This is a genomic window from Flagellimonas sp. MMG031, assembly GCF_040112705.1.
Lineage (GTDB): Bacteria > Bacteroidota > Bacteroidia > Flavobacteriales > Flavobacteriaceae > Flagellimonas.
Window position 1 is genome coordinate 3430798 of the sequence record NZ_CP157804.1, and the last position, 15333, is coordinate 3446130.

Consider the following 15333-nt stretch of genomic DNA (forward strand, 5'->3'; position numbering starts at 1 on the left):
AAAAATAGCACTTATTTATCCGATACAAATAGATAAATGGCAATCCCTACAAAAACAATAATCTGCATCCATTTTAAGTAAAGTCCCGCTTTCTTATGGTGCTTCAGATAATTGGAAATGGAGCCCGCCAAGAAAGCAATCATGCCAAAAACTAGGGTGGCCGAAAGCATAAAAATCAACCCTAACACATAGAATTGAACCACGGTATTCACTGTTTCACTGAATAGAAAACCCGGGAAAAACGCAAGAAAGAATATGGTCACCTTGGGGTTGAGCACATTCATGGTAAAACCGGTCCAAAATAGCTTCTTCCCCGATTTTTGGGCACTTTTTCCATCCTCCAATGAAATGGGCGCATCACTTTTGTAGACCTTCATCGCCAAAAACAATAAGTACAGCGCACCGAACAATTTGATGATAAAAAAGAGAGCGTCGCTCCGTTTGATAATCTCCGAAACCCCAAAGGCCAATAAGGTCGTATGCACCAAACAGCCAGAAACGAGACCAAAGACAACGGCCAAGCCCGATTTTGTTCCATGACCCATACTTTGGGTGAGCACAAAAATATTATCGGGACCGGGGGAAAGGGCCAAGGCAAGAGCGGACAGGAAGAAACCTATCAATATGGGATAATGGATGGTTTCCAAAAATATCGCTAGGCTTTCCATGTTTCCTACGCCATTTTTTCCAAAATGGCCTTGTTGATTTTTTTAATGAGTCCCGGACCTTCATAAATGAAGCCGGTATACAGCTGAACCAAATCGGCCCCAGCTTCCAATTTTTCCAGTGCATCTTCGGGAGCATGGATGCCCCCAACTCCTATGATGGGAAATGCCTTTCTGCTGTTTTCCGATAAAAACCGAATTACCTCGGTACTTCGATTGGTCAATGGTTTTCCGCTGAGCCCACCCATTTCTTCCGTTAAGGTAAGGTGGGATTTTAGATTTTGGCGTGCAATGGTGGTGTTGGTGGCGATGACCCCATCAATTTTCGTATCTGCCACAATTTCGATGATGTCCAACAACTGGTCATCCGTTAAATCCGGCGCTATTTTCAATAAAATTGGCTTTTCCTTCCTTTGATGGTTCTTTGCCAATTTCTTATTCTGATTTTTTAGTTTTTTGAGCAGCTTTGTCAAAGGTTCTTTGTCCTGTAACTCCCTAAGTCCTGGTGTGTTGGGAGAGCTCACATTCACCACAAAATAATCCACATGCTCATACAGTGCCTCAAAACAAATCAAATAATCCTTTAGGGCTTCGTCATTCGGGGTAACCTTGTTCTTACCAATATTTCCGCCCACGATGACCCGATGCTTTTTCTTAAGCTGTTCCACGGCATCAAAAACACCTTTATTGTTAAACCCCATGCGGTTGATAATCGCTTGGTCATCCCGCAAACGGAACAACCGTTTTTTGGGATTTCCGGGTTGCGGCTTGGGCGTCACCGTTCCTATTTCCACGAAGCCAAAGCCAAAATCGGAAAATTCGTTGTACAATTTGGCATCCTTATCAAAACCGGCGGCAAGACCCACCGGATTTTTGAATTTTACTCCAAATACCTCACGCTCCAATCTGCGGTCGTTTACGACAAATATTTTTCTGAACAACCCGCCCAATCCCAATATGGAAAAGAATTTGATGGCCCTAAAAGAAAAGTGGTGAACGGCCTCGGGGTCAAACAAAAAAAGTACCGGGCGAATCAGGTATTTGTACATTCCAATCGGATTTTGCACAAAAATAAAAACTCTTCAAACAGTTCTTGCCATTTCGGTCAATTTTCGTCAACAGACCTATTAATGTAGATGGGGCGCAAGGTCAATTGACCACATAATTTCAAGTACCTATCATATTGTGCCTGGCTGAAGGTACCCAGCAAACGCTTGTCAATCAAACGGACATTATTTGCCATGCTATCAATGTAAGATTGATATTTTTTGGACACTTCGATAAGCACCTCGGGGGAGCTTTCCTCGTTCTGCTTCATCAGATATTTGGCCTTTTCCTTAAAAACATCGTTCCTTATCTTTACCTCGGCACTCCAGTTTTTCAGGTTTTCCTGTTGCTGCTCGGTAAGTTCAAACACTTTGATAATGGCTTCGTTGTCACGGCCGCCCACGCCCAAAATACAGTCCATTTGGGCCATACCGCAAAACCCGCACATTAGATAAAGGAAAAAAATAGTCGCTTTCAACTTCAGTATGCATTTAGGTTGAGGAAAGATACTTATTAATGGCTTTAATTGGTAAAATAGCGTTTGAATAAGCTGTATTTTTGATGAAAAGCAACTCAGACCATGGAAAAATTATTGCCCCGTTTTTTGGAATATGTCACTACCGATACGCAAAGCGACCCGTATTCCCAAACCACCCCCAGCACAGAAAAGCAGTGGGACTTGGCCAAAAAATTGGTGATGGAACTGCACCAAATTGGCATGCAAGAGGTTTCGATTGACGAGAATGCCTACATCATGGCGACATTGCCCAGCAATATCGATAAAAAAGTTCCCACCATTGGGTTTATTTCGCATTTTGATACCTCTCCTGATTTCTCGGGTAGAAATGTAAAGCCACAGATTATCGAAAATTATGACGGAAAGGACATCATCCTGAACCGATTGAACAATATTGTGCTTTCTCCCGATTATTTTGAGGAACTTAAAGCCTACGAAGGTCAAACTTTGATCACTACAGATGGTACCACCTTGTTGGGAGCCGATGACAAAGCAGGTATTGCCGAAATTATCACGGCCATGGAATACTTGATTCAGCATCCTGAAATAAAACACGGTAAAATTAGAATTGCCTTTACGCCCGATGAGGAAATTGGACGCGGCGCCCATAAGTTCGATGTGGAAAAGTTTGGTGCGGAATGGGCCTACACCATGGACGGCAGCCAAGTGGGCGAACTGGAATATGAAAACTTTAATGCCGCAAAGGCCAAAATCACCATTACCGGTAAAAGTGTCCACCCGGGCTATGCCAAGAACAAAATGGTAAACGCCATTGGGATTGCCAACGATTTTTTGACCCACCTACCCCCTAGTGAAGTTCCCGAACATACCACCGGTAGGGAAGGCTTTTTTCATGTGCACAAAATCAAAGGGGAAATTGAAAAGGCGGAGATAGACCTCATCATTCGTGACCATGACGCCGTTCATTTTCAGGCGAGGAAAGATCTATTGAACGACATCAAAGCAAAGCTCAATAAAAAGTATGGGGAATTCATCGACCTTACCATAGAGGACCAGTACAAGAACATGCGTGAAAAAGTTGAACCTGTTTTTCATATTGTAGAGATTGCCGAGGAAGCCATGAAATCGCTTCAAATTGAGCCCATCATCAAGCCTATTCGAGGGGGTACCGATGGTTCGCAACTAAGTTTTATGGGGTTGCCCTGCCCCAATATTTTTGCCGGCGGACATAATTTTCATGGTAAATACGAGTATGTTCCTTTGGAAAGTATGCAAAAGGCAGTGATGGTCATTGTTAAAATCTGCGAACTTACCGCCATTCAAATCAAGTAGTTATGGGCAAAATGGAAAAACTGGAAACGTACTACGAAAAAGAGCATCCGTTTAAGAAAGGTATCGGCATACTGAGAAAAATAGCCTTGAAAACGGAAGCCAGGGAAGATTTTAAATGGAGTATTCCCGTGTATACACTCAACGGGAAAAACGTTTTTGGTATCTGTAAGTTCAAGAGCCACTTTGGGGTTTGGTTTTTTAACGGTGTGTTTTTAAAGGACCCAAAAAATGTCTTGGAAAATGCACAAGAAGGTAAAACAAAGGGCATGCGACACTGGAAGTTTCAAAGTTTGGAAGCGGTGGATGAACAAACCGTCCTGTCTTACATGAAAGAAGCATTGGACAACCAGAAAAAAGGAATGGAAGTAAAGGCGGAGAAAACGAAAGAGGTGGTCATTCCAGAATTACTGTTTTCTGAATTTAAAAAAGATACTACACTGCGGAAGGCCTTTAATGCACTATCCCCTTACAAACAGAAAGAGTTTAGCGAACATATTTCCGAAGCCAAACAGGAAAAAACCAAATTGCGAAGGTTGGAGAAAATAATACCTATGATCATTGAAGGTGTTGGTTTGAATGATGGGTATCGGTAGTACTCAATAGCTTTTCTAGTGTTTTGTACCAATTCAAACGTCCAGAAAGTCAACCCAACTACTGCTTGGGTTGTTGAACTAGGAATGTCATACGCCATCAACCTTGTTTTCTATACATAGAAAATATCATTAATGGTTTGTTTTGTTACAACAATCCATATTTTTACCTTATTCTTTGTTACAAATTTATATTTTGTCATTAGATTACAAGTACTTTAGGCGTAATGAACTTTAAACGACATATAGAAAAACACCTTACGAACTGGAAGGAATCGAAGAACCGTAAACCACTTATTTTACGGGGTGCCAGACAAGTTGGCAAAACTACGTTGATCAAAGAATTTTCGGAAACCTACAAAAAATCAATTCTTTTGAATCTAGAAAAACCGAGTGAGCTCCGGTTTTTTCAAGATTACGAGGATGTAAAAACAATTACGCAAGCACTTTTCCTTAAATTTAATATATCCACAAAAGAGACGGCCAACACACTACTTTTCATTGATGAAATTCAGGAATCACCCAAAGCTATCCAACTCTTACGCTATTTTTTTGAGGAAATACCAGAATTACATGTAATAGCTGCTGGTTCTTTATTGGAATTTGCGCTAGAGAAGGTAGACAGTTTCCCTGTTGGCAGAGTAGAATTTATATACCTGCACCCATTAAATTTTTCGGAATTTCTTATGGCCTTAGGGCATGAAAATGCTTTGGAACAACTCCATAACTTACCCATAAACAATTATGCCCATAACACTTTATTGGGATTATTCCATACGTACACCATAATAGGTGGAATGCCCGAAATCGTTAAAACGTATAAGGAGACAAAAAGTGTGGCTGATCTTCCAAGAGTTTACGAGAGTATTTGGGCAGCCTACAAAAATGATGTTGAAAAGTACACTTCCAACAATTCGGAGCGTAATGTAATTAGGCACATCGTAAACGTCGCCCATTTGTATGTTGACCAGCGCATTAAATTTCAGAATTTTGGAAATTCCAATTATCGCTCACGAGAAGTTGGGGAAGCCTTTCGAAATTTAGATGATGCCAAAATCATACAATTGATATATCCAACAACAGATTTGCTAACTCCTGTTAAACCCGATATCAAAAAATCCCCTAAATTACAGTTTTTGGATACTGGACTTGTAAATCACGGTCTAAAAATCCAGGGAGAATTACTTGCTTTGAATGATTTAAGCTATGCATACAAGGGAGCCATTTTACCACATATGGTTACTCAGGAAATTATTTCGCTGAATATTTTTGACACCAAAAAACCACATTTTTGGGTACGGGAGAAATCACAGGCATCATCAGAAGTTGATTTGGTTTATTCATACAAGAACAAGGTAGTTCCCATCGAAATCAAATCCGGTCCTTCTGGGAAATTAAAATCCCTACATGAATTTGTCGAGCGCACAAACCACGGCTATGCCATCCGGTTGTACGCTGGAGAATTTAACATTGAAGAACACGAAACACCCAATCTCCGTAAACCTTACAAGCTAATGAATTTACCGTACTATTTGGGCACCAAATTGCCTGAATACATAGGCTATTTCTTAGACAATCACTAGATCAAAAAGGAAATTAATAAAGAGTAAAGCCCCTAATTGCGCTACTACATCCAAAGTTAATTTTTCCTTATTTATTTTCAGTACAGCAAGTTATATCTTACTTTAGCATTATAAATAAAGACGCCATGACCATAAGTACAAGACAAACCATCATTCTTTCTTCAATTCTAGTGTTGCTAGCCATTCCATTGATTGCGATGCAGTTCTCACCCGATGTACAATGGTCGTTGTTCGATTTTGTGGTGGCTGGCGGATTGTTATTGGCCTTGGGTTTTTCAATTGACTTTGCTCTGAGAAAAGTCAAAACCCTATCCAAAAGAGTAATTGCCATCACCGTTTTTGTGGCCATATTCCTTTTGGTCTGGGCAGAATTGGCCATTGGAGTATTCGGAACTCCCTTCGCCGGTAGTTAATTGTAACTTCCCTTTAAAGAGCATCCAAACGCCAGTTTTCCAAAATTTTTGTTAAATGCGGAGCATCTGCCAAAAATTGCTGGAACCCTCCTGTTTGCGTTCCACAAAATTTATGGATATTTAGGGTTTTTAATGGGCAAGAATGGGCAAACGGAAGAAGCAGGCCAAAGTATTACGCATATTTCGAAAAGTACACCGAACCACAGGGGCTTTACTCTTTATTTTTTTCTTTTTCATATCCATTTCAGGACTATTGTTGGGCTGGAAGAAGAATTCCAACGGCTATATCCTTCCCGAAACACAAAAGGGAACTACGGCCGACCTAAAACAATGGCTACCTGTGGACAGTTTGCACACCATTGCCTGTACCACCTTACACAGCGAAGTTTCACCCAATCTTTCCTTAGAAATAGACCGTATTGATATGCGGAAGGAAAAAGGGTCTGTAAAATTTGTATTTGTGGACTCTTTTTATGAGATACAATTGGATGGCGCCACAGGAAATGTGCTTTCCATCGGCAAACGAAGGTCCGATTTTTTGGAAAACATTCATGATGGGTCTTTGGTAGACGACTATCTAGGTTGGGAGGGATATTTCAAACTGATTTACACCTCTGTAATGGGAATTTCCCTATTGATTTTTACCATCACCGGGTTTTGGTTGTGGTACGGGCCCAAGCGTATGAGAAAGGCCAACAAAGCGTAAGACCTCAAAAAACAACAATTCTCGATGCTCGTTTTCTACACTTTGATGCGAAAACGAACTCGAACTGATGAATTTTAGTTACATCTATCCTGTTTATCCTTTTATCTTTTTGATTGGTATGGTTCCATACTTATCTATCAAATAAACCAAACTGGCCATGGTGGCCGCTCCCAACTCCAATTCGCGCTTGTTCACGTGCTCAAAAGTGTCGTTTTCGGCATGATGGTGGTCAAAGTACCGTTGGGAATCGGGACGCAATCCTGCCAAAACGATTCCTTCATCCTTTAAAGGTCCAATATCCGCCCCACTTCCACCTTCGTAAAATAAATGTATCAGATAGGGTTCAAACAATTCTTTCCAACCTTGAATCTGTTGGATATTTTCGGGATTGGCATCAATGGAAAAACCTCTGGGCGTGAATCCGCCAGAATCACTTTCCAAGGCGAAAATGTGCCTTTCATTTTTGCTACGTGCCACCTCGGCATATTTGTTTCCGCCGCGAAGTCCGTTTTCCTCGTTCATAAAAAGAACTACACGCAAGGTTCGCTTCGGACGGTATCCCGTTTCTTTTAAAAGTCGAAGCACATCCATGCTCTGCACGCATCCTGCACCATCATCGTGGGAACCATCGCCCAAATCCCAGGAATCCAAATGTCCGCCGACTACCATAATTTCATCAGGGTAGGTACTTCCCGTAATCTGCCCGATTACATTGTAGGATTGCACATCTTCCAGTTGCTTACAGTTTTGTTTGAAATAAAACTTGGCGTCAGGATTTAATTTTAAGGTAGTACTCAGCAACTCCGCTCCGTTGGTGCTGATGGCTGCCGCCGGTATTCGTTGATTGACTGGCATATCTCCGTATCCCATAGATCCGGTATGTGGATAATCGTCCAACCGAAGGTTCATGGAACGCACTATGACACCGACCGCACCGTACTTGGCTGCTTCTGCTGCACCGGAATATCGCTGGTCCACACATCCGGAATAGGAGGCAAAAGTATTTATAAGCGTAGGGTCCATAGGGCGATTGTAAAAGACAATCTTCCCTTCAATTTGGTCGCGTCCCAATTTTTCCAAGTCCTCAATCCCCATTACTTCCACTACATTGGCCTTAAGGCCACCATCTGGGGTGGCTACGGAACCTCCGAGAGCACAAATCGGCACATTGGTCGTTAGTCCAGGTTTGGTTTCAAAGTAGGCAAATTCAGGAATGCCCCTTACCCATTTGGGCACCATTACGGGTTGTAGCCAAACCTTGTCCAGTCCCAACGAGTCCAATTGGGCCTTGGTATAGTCTACCGCCTGTTGAGCCTGTACGGAGCCCGAAAGTCGCCCACCAATCTGGTTGGAGAGGTAATTGAGCCAATCATAGGCCTTCCCATTGGTCAATGCTTCGTCGTAGATGGCCTTTATCTGTTTCTCATCCTCGGTTTGGGCTAAAAAGGGGGTACTGACCATCAAAAAGGCCAAAAGTAGTACGGTTCTCATGTGGTTTCTTTTTCCAATTCCTGTTTAAAGATTTCTAAATTAGCCTTTATTTCATCGTCCAACTCAGGTTCCTCGATATCTTTGTACTTTTTTAACGCTTCCATAAGAATGGATGCCACAATCACTCTCGCCGCCTTTTTGTTATCAGCTGGAATCACAAACCAAGGAGCGTGTTCCTTGGAAGTCTTACCCAATGCCTCCTCATAACAAGCCACATATTTGTCCCAGAGTTTGCGTTCTTTCAAATCCCCTGGTGAAAACTTCCAGTTTTTCTGCTTTAATCGGATGCGTCGCAACAACCGATGGCGTTGCTCTTCTTTGGACAGATGTAGAAAAAACTTGAATATAATGGTCCCGTTCTCCGAAATATGCTTTTCGAAGGCATTGATCTGCTCATAGCGCCTTTCCCAAAAAGCTTCGTCTATATCTTCCACCGAATCAATTTTTGGAATGTTTTCGGCCAAAATATATTCTGGGTGGACCTTGGTCACCAATACATTTTCATAATGGGTCCGGTTGAACACGGAAAACTTGCCTCTTTCTGGTAAGGCGATGTAGTGTCGCCAAAGGTAATCGTGTTTCTTTTCTTTGGTGGATGGCACTTTGAAGCTGTGTACCACCACTCCCCTCACATTGAAATCCTTGAATACTTCCCGAATCAAACTGTCCTTCCCTGCCGTATCCATTCCCTGCAGGCAGACCAAAACCCCATATTTTCCATGGGCGTAAAGCGTATCCTGAAAATCGCCGAGATCCTTTCTAATATCCTTTAATTGGTCTTTGAGCTCATCCTTGGAGGCACCAAAATCCTGATAGGTAGTTATTTCGGACAAACGGACATCTCCTTTGACCCGATACTTTTCTGTGTCGATTTCTTTCATAGGACTGAATATACTTCTTTTTGATTATTCCTTCAAGCCCTTTGCAAAAGTGCAGTTCATCGATGGTTTGACCACTTATACCTCAAGATCGGGATTTAATCGATCTATTTGTCCGCCCAACGGATGAAAATGTAACTTTATGAAAATCAATGACGCCACGTCCCAAATCTGTATAGCGTTATGAAAACCTCAAAGAGTATCCTACTTGTGGGGCTCGCCATGGGCCTCTTTATTATGACATCCTTTTCCAAGCCGGCCAATGCTTGCCAATATGCTAGTTCCAACTTGGAATATATCAAAAGTAAAATTCAGGAAGCCATCATGGCAGATGCCTTGCAAATGGCAAAGTACCATGCCTACAAAGCACTCAACGGTATTGAAAAGACTAGGGAAAACTTTTTGGATTGCGGCTGCGAAGGCGCTCTGGAGAGTTTGGAAAACACCCTGACCCACTTAAAGTCGGCAACCAAATCCAGCGACTTGAAAAAATCGAAATCCGCTTTGCACAAGGCTTTGGAAACGGCGACTATCGGTAGCAACGTGCTTAATGCCTTTGCACAGGAGACCTCTAGCGAATATGGCAGCAACGTTTTGGTGCTGAACACTAAAAATGCAATTGATTTTCAAGATGGAATGTTTTTGACCCAGGGTTCCGCCGTAAAAAAACAGGTGCATCAATGTTTGCTGGGATTTGAATCCTCCTTGGAGAAAGTGGTGACCGAAGTGGATTGCGAAGATGCGCACCGATTTATCACCAATATTTATGAAGAATCCCGACTGATTTTATTGAACACCGAGTTATCACAGCATAAAAAGGAATACCACCAAAGAGTGAAGACCTTGACACAAGAGGCCCTGCAACAATTGGGCGATTGCAACTGATTACTTACTGGCGAAGAGTTTTACATCTTCCTCGGATACTTCCTTACCACCTAGAATGATCAAGCGCTCGACCACGTTTCGCAATTCCCGAACGTTACCTGTCCAGTCATAACTTTTTAGGAGATCAATGGCCTTTTTGGAAAAGCTCTTTTGGGCCGTTCCCTGTTCGGAAGCGATCTTTTTGGAAAAATGTTCTATCAATAACGGAATATCGTCCCTCCTATCGTTCAATGAGGGAACCTTGATTAAAATAACCGCTAAACGGTGATAGAGGTCCTCCCGGAATTTTCCATCTTCAATTTCCTTCTTTAGATCTTTATTTGTGGCTGCAAGTACGCGAACATCCACTTTGATGTCCTTATCGGAACCGACCCTGCTGATTTTGTTCTCCTGTAATGCTCGAAGCACCTTGGCCTGCGCAGAAAGACTCATATCTCCAATCTCGTCAAGGAATATGGTACCCTTGTTGGCTGCTTCAAACTTTCCGGCTCTATCTTTTACTGCCGATGTAAACGCACCCTTTACATGGCCAAACAATTCACTTTCAATCAACTCGGATGGGATGGCGGCACAATTGACCTCAACAAACGGGGAAGAGGAACGTGGGCTTTTTTGGTGCACCCAATGGGCCACCAGTTCCTTTCCGGTACCGTTGGAACCCGTAATCAACACACGGGCATCCGTTGGAGCCACTTTTTCTATCATCTCCTTAATCGCCTCGATTTCCTTGCTCTCACCGATCATCTCGTAATTTTTGGAGACTTTTTTCTTGAGCACCTTGTTCTCCACGGCAAGTTCTTTTCGTTCGAGTGCATTGCGCACCGTGGTAAGCAATCGGTTCAAATCCGGTGGCTTGGAAATATAGTCATACGCCCCCAACCTCATGGTATTTACCGCTGTATCCAAATCACCGTGACCAGAAATCATGATAAAAGGAATTTCGGGTTTTATCTTTTTGGCGGCTTCTAGCACTTCCACACCGTCCATTTTTGGCATTTTGATATCGCACAGCACAAGGTCAAAATCTTCCTTTTTGATAACCTCCATACCGGCCAGGCCATCCTCTGCCTCTACCACATTGTAGCTATCGTTTTCTTCGGCCAATATTTTGACCAATACCCTTCTAATTGCCGATTCGTCCTCTATTACCAGTATTTTTGACATATGCTGCTATTTAAAATATTCCGATTTTGAAGCCTGTTCTAATATAAAAATTCCAATCGTTATTGAATAAAAACACCTCTCCGCGATCTTTGTCCCTCAATTTGCCTTCTTGGTAGACACTGCTTCCGGCAATCGCAAAAAAGGACATGCTCTTGGACAGGTTATATTGATACCCCAAACTGCCCACCAACGTATTGAAGGAAATTCGAGAAGCTGCCAATCCGTTATCCAAAATAATATCGTTTTGAAGGTTCAAAAAGTAACCATCCAAGAACAGTGCCAACTCCAAACTGTGCTTTTCGTTGAAATGATATTTTAGATTGGATTTTGGAACGCCCATTACAAAAGACCAATCTGGATGGAACTTTCTATAATAATGAATCAGTGGTAACGGCACAGGAATACCCGTTGTACTGTTATACGTAAGCCCCAAAACTATCCTGAAAGGCTTATCGGCCTTTGGTTTTTCCTTCCAAAAAGCTGCGGAGGCATTCATAAAAAAGTCGTCCTGAGATACTCCATCCAATAAATTGGAGGCTATCCTTGGGGTTAAAATGGCCACTACATTCCAATTCTCGTTCCATTTTTTGACCATTCCCAAGTTAAAGTCAATCACATGGAACCTGATCATCTCCTTTTTATCAAACGGCAAGTCGGCGGAATATCCCATATCAAAACGGTTGTATTCGGCGCCAGTTACGAGGTAATCCTTGTTATCGTTCAATTGAATGGGAAAATTGAGCAATGCTTTATAGCGCTGTGTCTTTACACCGCTATCGTTTTCCGGGATATTGAGGTATTCCACTCGAAAAATATCCGTACTCTGAGCACTCAATACAGAACTGCAAAGCATTACAACGAAAGCCAATGACTTCCAGAGTGTATTATGGTGGGCTGAGGTTTTTATCGCTTTCTATTGTTTTGGCTGAAAAATATGTACGTCGCGCTGCGGGAACGGTATAGTAACGTTGTTCTCCTTGAATTTGGTATTTATTTTATAGCGCATTTCACTTTTTATCCTAGGATCTCGAAAGGTGTCGTTGGTAAAGAAGTATATGGAAAAAATCAGTGCGGAATCCCCAAAGTCCTCAAAAAGCACAAAAGGCTTTGGGTTTTTGAGCACTTGCTTTTGGGTCGATGCCACCTCTTCCAAAATTTTGGTCACTAAATCCACATCACTGCCATAGGCAACGCCCACGCTCACTCTTTCCCTAGTGGTCCTGTGATTTTGGGTATAGTTATAAACAATATCGCTGATAAATTTATGATTGGGCAGGATCAACACCTTATCATCCCGAGTGATGGCCCTTGTGGTCCTGAGCTTTATCTCGAACACCTTACCTACTTTGCCATCTACCTCGACCACGTCGCCGACTTGAAGGGATTTGTCAATAATGATAAAAATTCCGCCCAAGACATCCTTGAAGAGTTCTTGCAGGGCGAGACCCAAACCAACAAAAAGGGCCGCGGAGGCGGTAATCACCAAAGTAATATCAACACCTGCCGCACTTAAGGTAACGAGTACGGCAATGATATAGATGACATAGTTGATAAACTTGAATACGCTGGTAAACTTTTGTTTATCCTCCTGCTGCATTTTTCGGGTAAAGATGTACCGCAACCACTTTAGGAGAAATTTTACCACCACAATAGTGACTGTTAAGAGCAATAGAAGTCCAATGGTAAGGTCTATGGCCTTTTCCCCTTCGCCAATATGAAATCCAAGGTCCAAAAAGTTTTTAATGGACCCCCAAACATCTTCCTTGATTATTTCCTTTATATCTTCCGTTCCGTCTTGCATACTCCTATTTATATCTCAACCATTTAAACAATTCCTTGTATGTAGGCTTCTTACCGTACATCAAGATACCCGTTCTATAAATCTTTGCCGCTAACGACACTATTCCTAAAAAAGTCACAATCAATAGTGAAATGGACACTATAAACTGCCATAAGGGTACGCCTCCTTCCCCTATACCTCCGGGCAAACGCATCAGCATTACTATGGGCGAGGTCAACGGGAATAATGAAAACCCTACTGCAATGGGCCCATGCGGATTGCTGAACACGGAAAAGAATCCAACATAAATGGCCAACATTAAAGGTAATATAATGGGGAAAATAAATTGCTGCGTATCGGTCTCATTGTCCACTGCCGCACCAATGGCCGCATAAATGGAACTGTAGATCAAATAGCCAAGTACGAAGTAGATAAAGAACGAAACAATGAGCAGTCCCCACGGGATGCCATAAATTTCCTTGGCGTACAAAAGCATTTTTCCGTCCATACCTCCCACTTCGGACATGCCTCCCATTGCGTTGGGCGGCATGGCATTGTTCTCCGACAATGCACTTAGGTCTATCCCAAAAATCAATACGGCAACAAACAGCAAAGCTGATGCAGAAACAATCCAAATGGAAAATTGGGTCACCCCGGCCAAGGAATTACCGATAATTTTTCCCAGCATCAACTGAAATGGTTTTACGGATGATATGATCACTTCAATGATTCGGCTGGTCTTTTCCTCGATCACGCTCCGCATCACAAAACCGCCGTAAATAATGATGAACATCATAATGGCATAGCCAAAGCTGCCGCCAATGATGGCCTTAATTTCATTGACCCCTCGAATGCTACGCTCCCCATCAAAAGTGGAGAGATTAATTTCAAATGGCTTTTCAACACTCGAAAACTGTTCGGGTGTTACTCCCAATTTTTGCAAACGTTCCTGTCGCAAACGATTTTGAAATACGTTCTCCAATTCCTTGGTGACCGAAGTATTAGGGTTGTCCTTGGTAAAGAGAAAGGCCGACCTGGCAACTTCCTCCACGGTTGCCCCTTCAGGAATATGCAGCAAACCATAATACTCCAAGGCATTTGTAGAGTCCTTGGCCTGCTCTACCGTCAAGTCATTGAATTGCAAGAAAGATATATTCTTGGATGGCTTAAACGCATCTCGATAAAAAGTGCTTTCGTTCAAAATGGTGATTACGCGTGTTTCATCATCATTGATCTTGGTCAAAAAAGCGATAAGCACAATCATTCCCACAATAAGAATCGGGCTCAAAATCGTCATCACTATAAAGGAACGATTCCGCACTTTGGCCAAATATTCGCGTTTTATGATCAGCCCAAGCTTACTTGCCATTGTCCTTGCTATTTACGGTTTGAATAAAAATATCGTTGGCCGAAGGTATGGTTTCCTCGAACCTATTGATGTTTGACACTTTTGAAAGTGCTGCCAGAATCTCTCCGGTATGGTCCGAAGGCAATTGTACCTTGAAGTTCAATTGATGCTCCATAGGGTCGATTTCTGAAGAAAGAATATTGAATTTCTCTTCCAAAGACTTTAGAAAGGCATCGGCATCCTTTTCTATATGCACGCCTACATTGAAAATGTTGTTTTTATAGGCTCTTTTGATATCGGATAGCTTGCCGTCCAGAATTTTTTCGGATTTGTGAATCAGTGCGATGTACTCGCAAAGCTCCTCCACGGATTCCATGCGATGGGTAGAAAAAATAATGGAAGTACCATTTTCCTTCAACCGTAATATTTCATCCTTTATGATATTGGCATTAATGGGATCAAAACCACTAAAAGGTTCATCAAAAATCAGCAATTTGGGCTCGTGCAATACGGTGACGATAAACTGAATCTTTTGGGCCATCCCTTTGGAGAGTTCCTGAATCTTCTTGTCCCACCAGTCGCCAATATTCAGACGGTCGAACCAATGGGCCAATCGCACTTTGGCCTCTGCCTTGGTCAATCCTTTCAATTGTGCCAAGTAGAGTGCCTGTTCACCTACCTTCATGCTCTTGTACAACCCGCGCTCCTCGGGCAAATAGCCAATGGATGCAATATGCTTCGGGGCCAAGGGCTCGCCATTGAGCCAAAGTTCGCCAGCATCTTGGTAAGTGATTTGGTTGATGATTCGGATAAATGAGGTTTTGCCGGCTCCATTCGGACCTAAAAGTCCATAAATACAATTCTTGGGAATTTGAAGCGAAATGTTGCTCAACGCTGTGTAGTCACCATACGTTTTGGTCACATTTTTGGCAACAAGGATATGATCCATGTAAACAATTTTTTCAAAGATATG

The 15333-nt window shown here is 42.4% G+C and carries 16 protein-coding genes; 6 read left to right on the plus strand and 10 right to left on the minus strand.

Going from position 1 to position 15333, the window contains the following annotated elements; translation table 11 throughout:
* Positions 1-11: 11 nt before the first annotated feature.
* From ABNE31_RS15565 to ABNE31_RS15575, 3 genes are read right to left on the minus strand one after another with little or no spacing between them, the layout of a single operon-like run.
* Positions 12-668 carry a LysE family translocator gene (locus ABNE31_RS15565; protein WP_349351790.1) on the minus strand — a complete coding sequence of 219 codons (657 nt, stop codon included), beginning with the start codon at positions 666-668 and terminating at the stop codon, positions 12-14.
* A gap of 5 nt (positions 669-673) precedes the next feature.
* On the minus strand, positions 674-1714 hold the full coding sequence (locus ABNE31_RS15570) for a quinone-dependent dihydroorotate dehydrogenase (RefSeq protein WP_349351791.1): 1041 nt from the start codon (positions 1712-1714) through the stop codon (positions 674-676).
* Positions 1715-1770: 56 nt separating this feature from the next.
* Positions 1771-2190 carry a hypothetical protein gene (locus ABNE31_RS15575; protein ID WP_349351792.1) on the minus strand — a complete coding sequence of 140 codons (420 nt, stop codon included), beginning with the start codon at positions 2188-2190 and terminating at the stop codon, positions 1771-1773.
* 102 nt (positions 2191-2292) lie between these two features.
* On the opposite strand from ABNE31_RS15575, the gene pepT reads away from it, so the two are divergent.
* From pepT to ABNE31_RS15600, 5 genes are all read left to right on the plus strand, one after another.
* On the plus strand, positions 2293-3522 hold the full coding sequence (pepT, locus tag ABNE31_RS15580) for a peptidase T (protein WP_349351793.1): 1230 nt from the start codon (positions 2293-2295) through the stop codon (positions 3520-3522).
* 2 nt (positions 3523-3524) lie between these two features.
* The gene (locus ABNE31_RS15585) at positions 3525-4115 is read left to right on the plus strand and encodes a DUF1801 domain-containing protein (RefSeq protein WP_349351794.1); all 591 of its coding nucleotides are present in this window, start codon (positions 3525-3527) and stop codon (positions 4113-4115) included.
* Between the two features lie 224 nt (positions 4116-4339).
* Complete coding sequence (locus tag ABNE31_RS15590; RefSeq protein WP_349351795.1) at positions 4340-5695, plus strand: AAA family ATPase; 1356 nt, start codon at positions 4340-4342, stop codon at positions 5693-5695.
* A 125-nt stretch (positions 5696-5820) separates the two neighbouring features.
* On the plus strand, positions 5821-6108 hold the full coding sequence (locus ABNE31_RS15595; protein WP_306013379.1) for a hypothetical protein: 288 nt from the start codon (positions 5821-5823) through the stop codon (positions 6106-6108).
* A gap of 142 nt (positions 6109-6250) precedes the next feature.
* The gene (locus ABNE31_RS15600) at positions 6251-6814 is read left to right on the plus strand and encodes a PepSY domain-containing protein (RefSeq protein WP_349351796.1); all 564 of its coding nucleotides are present in this window, start codon (positions 6251-6253) and stop codon (positions 6812-6814) included.
* A 93-nt stretch (positions 6815-6907) separates the two neighbouring features.
* On the opposite strand, the gene ABNE31_RS15605 is transcribed toward ABNE31_RS15600, so the two are convergent.
* Both ABNE31_RS15605 and ABNE31_RS15610 read right to left on the minus strand, forming a co-directional pair.
* Positions 6908-8305 carry a M28 family peptidase gene (locus ABNE31_RS15605; RefSeq protein ID WP_349351797.1) on the minus strand — a complete coding sequence of 466 codons (1398 nt, stop codon included), beginning with the start codon at positions 8303-8305 and terminating at the stop codon, positions 6908-6910.
* Complete coding sequence (locus ABNE31_RS15610) at positions 8302-9186, minus strand: PPK2 family polyphosphate kinase (protein ID WP_349351798.1); 885 nt, start codon at positions 9184-9186, stop codon at positions 8302-8304. The genes ABNE31_RS15605 and ABNE31_RS15610 overlap by 4 nt, the downstream gene beginning before the upstream one ends.
* A 180-nt stretch (positions 9187-9366) precedes the next feature.
* On the opposite strand from ABNE31_RS15610, the gene ABNE31_RS15615 reads away from it, so the two are divergent.
* Positions 9367-10068: a hypothetical protein gene (locus tag ABNE31_RS15615; protein WP_349351799.1), complete on the plus strand. Its 702-nt coding sequence runs from the start codon at positions 9367-9369 to the stop codon at positions 10066-10068.
* On the opposite strand, the gene ABNE31_RS15620 is transcribed toward ABNE31_RS15615, so the two are convergent.
* The 5 genes from ABNE31_RS15620 to ABNE31_RS15640 form a co-directional block, all read right to left on the minus strand.
* Positions 10069-11232, minus strand: a complete 1164-nt coding sequence (locus ABNE31_RS15620) for a sigma-54 dependent transcriptional regulator (RefSeq protein WP_179384245.1) — start codon at positions 11230-11232, stop codon at positions 10069-10071. It lies immediately after the preceding gene.
* A gap of 10 nt (positions 11233-11242) precedes the next feature.
* Positions 11243-12067 (minus strand): DUF6268 family outer membrane beta-barrel protein, encoded by an 825-nt coding sequence (locus ABNE31_RS15625; protein WP_349351800.1) that lies wholly within the window; start codon positions 12065-12067, stop codon positions 11243-11245.
* 78 nt (positions 12068-12145) lie between these two features.
* The gene (locus ABNE31_RS15630) at positions 12146-13033 is read right to left on the minus strand and encodes a mechanosensitive ion channel domain-containing protein (RefSeq protein ID WP_179384246.1); all 888 of its coding nucleotides are present in this window, start codon (positions 13031-13033) and stop codon (positions 12146-12148) included.
* 4 nt (positions 13034-13037) lie between these two features.
* Positions 13038-14381: an ABC transporter permease gene (locus ABNE31_RS15635; RefSeq protein WP_293284452.1), complete on the minus strand. Its 1344-nt coding sequence runs from the start codon at positions 14379-14381 to the stop codon at positions 13038-13040.
* Entirely contained in the window at positions 14371-15309 is a 939-nt protein-coding gene (locus tag ABNE31_RS15640; RefSeq protein WP_293284450.1) for an ATP-binding cassette domain-containing protein, read from the minus strand. Before ABNE31_RS15640 ends, ABNE31_RS15635 begins: the two co-directional genes overlap by 11 nt.
* Between the last annotated feature and the right edge of the window lie 24 nt (positions 15310-15333).

What these genes read in the sequence shown, in the direction of transcription:
- ABNE31_RS15565 (WP_349351790.1), bottom strand. Translation starts at nt 668, where the DNA reads ATGGAAAGCCTAGCGATATTTTTGGAAACCATCCATTATCCCATATTG.
- ABNE31_RS15570 (WP_349351791.1), bottom strand. Translation starts at nt 1,714, where the DNA reads ATGTACAAATACCTGATTCGCCCGGTACTTTTTTTGTTTGACCCCGAG.
- pepT (WP_349351793.1), top strand. Translation starts at nt 2,293, where the DNA reads ATGGAAAAATTATTGCCCCGTTTTTTGGAATATGTCACTACCGATACG.
- ABNE31_RS15585 (WP_349351794.1), top strand. Translation starts at nt 3,525, where the DNA reads ATGGGCAAAATGGAAAAACTGGAAACGTACTACGAAAAAGAGCATCCG.
- ABNE31_RS15590 (WP_349351795.1), top strand. Translation starts at nt 4,340, where the DNA reads ATGAACTTTAAACGACATATAGAAAAACACCTTACGAACTGGAAGGAA.
- ABNE31_RS15595 (WP_306013379.1), top strand. Translation starts at nt 5,821, where the DNA reads ATGACCATAAGTACAAGACAAACCATCATTCTTTCTTCAATTCTAGTG.
- ABNE31_RS15600 (WP_349351796.1), top strand. Translation starts at nt 6,251, where the DNA reads ATGGGCAAACGGAAGAAGCAGGCCAAAGTATTACGCATATTTCGAAAA.
- ABNE31_RS15605 (WP_349351797.1), bottom strand. Translation starts at nt 8,305, where the DNA reads ATGAGAACCGTACTACTTTTGGCCTTTTTGATGGTCAGTACCCCCTTT.
- ABNE31_RS15610 (WP_349351798.1), bottom strand. Translation starts at nt 9,186, where the DNA reads ATGAAAGAAATCGACACAGAAAAGTATCGGGTCAAAGGAGATGTCCGT.
- ABNE31_RS15615 (WP_349351799.1), top strand. Translation starts at nt 9,367, where the DNA reads ATGAAAACCTCAAAGAGTATCCTACTTGTGGGGCTCGCCATGGGCCTC.
- ABNE31_RS15620 (WP_179384245.1), bottom strand. Translation starts at nt 11,232, where the DNA reads ATGTCAAAAATACTGGTAATAGAGGACGAATCGGCAATTAGAAGGGTA.
- ABNE31_RS15630 (WP_179384246.1), bottom strand. Translation starts at nt 13,033, where the DNA reads ATGCAAGACGGAACGGAAGATATAAAGGAAATAATCAAGGAAGATGTT.
- ABNE31_RS15635 (WP_293284452.1), bottom strand. Translation starts at nt 14,381, where the DNA reads ATGGCAAGTAAGCTTGGGCTGATCATAAAACGCGAATATTTGGCCAAA.
- ABNE31_RS15640 (WP_293284450.1), bottom strand. Translation starts at nt 15,309, where the DNA reads ATGGATCATATCCTTGTTGCCAAAAATGTGACCAAAACGTATGGTGAC.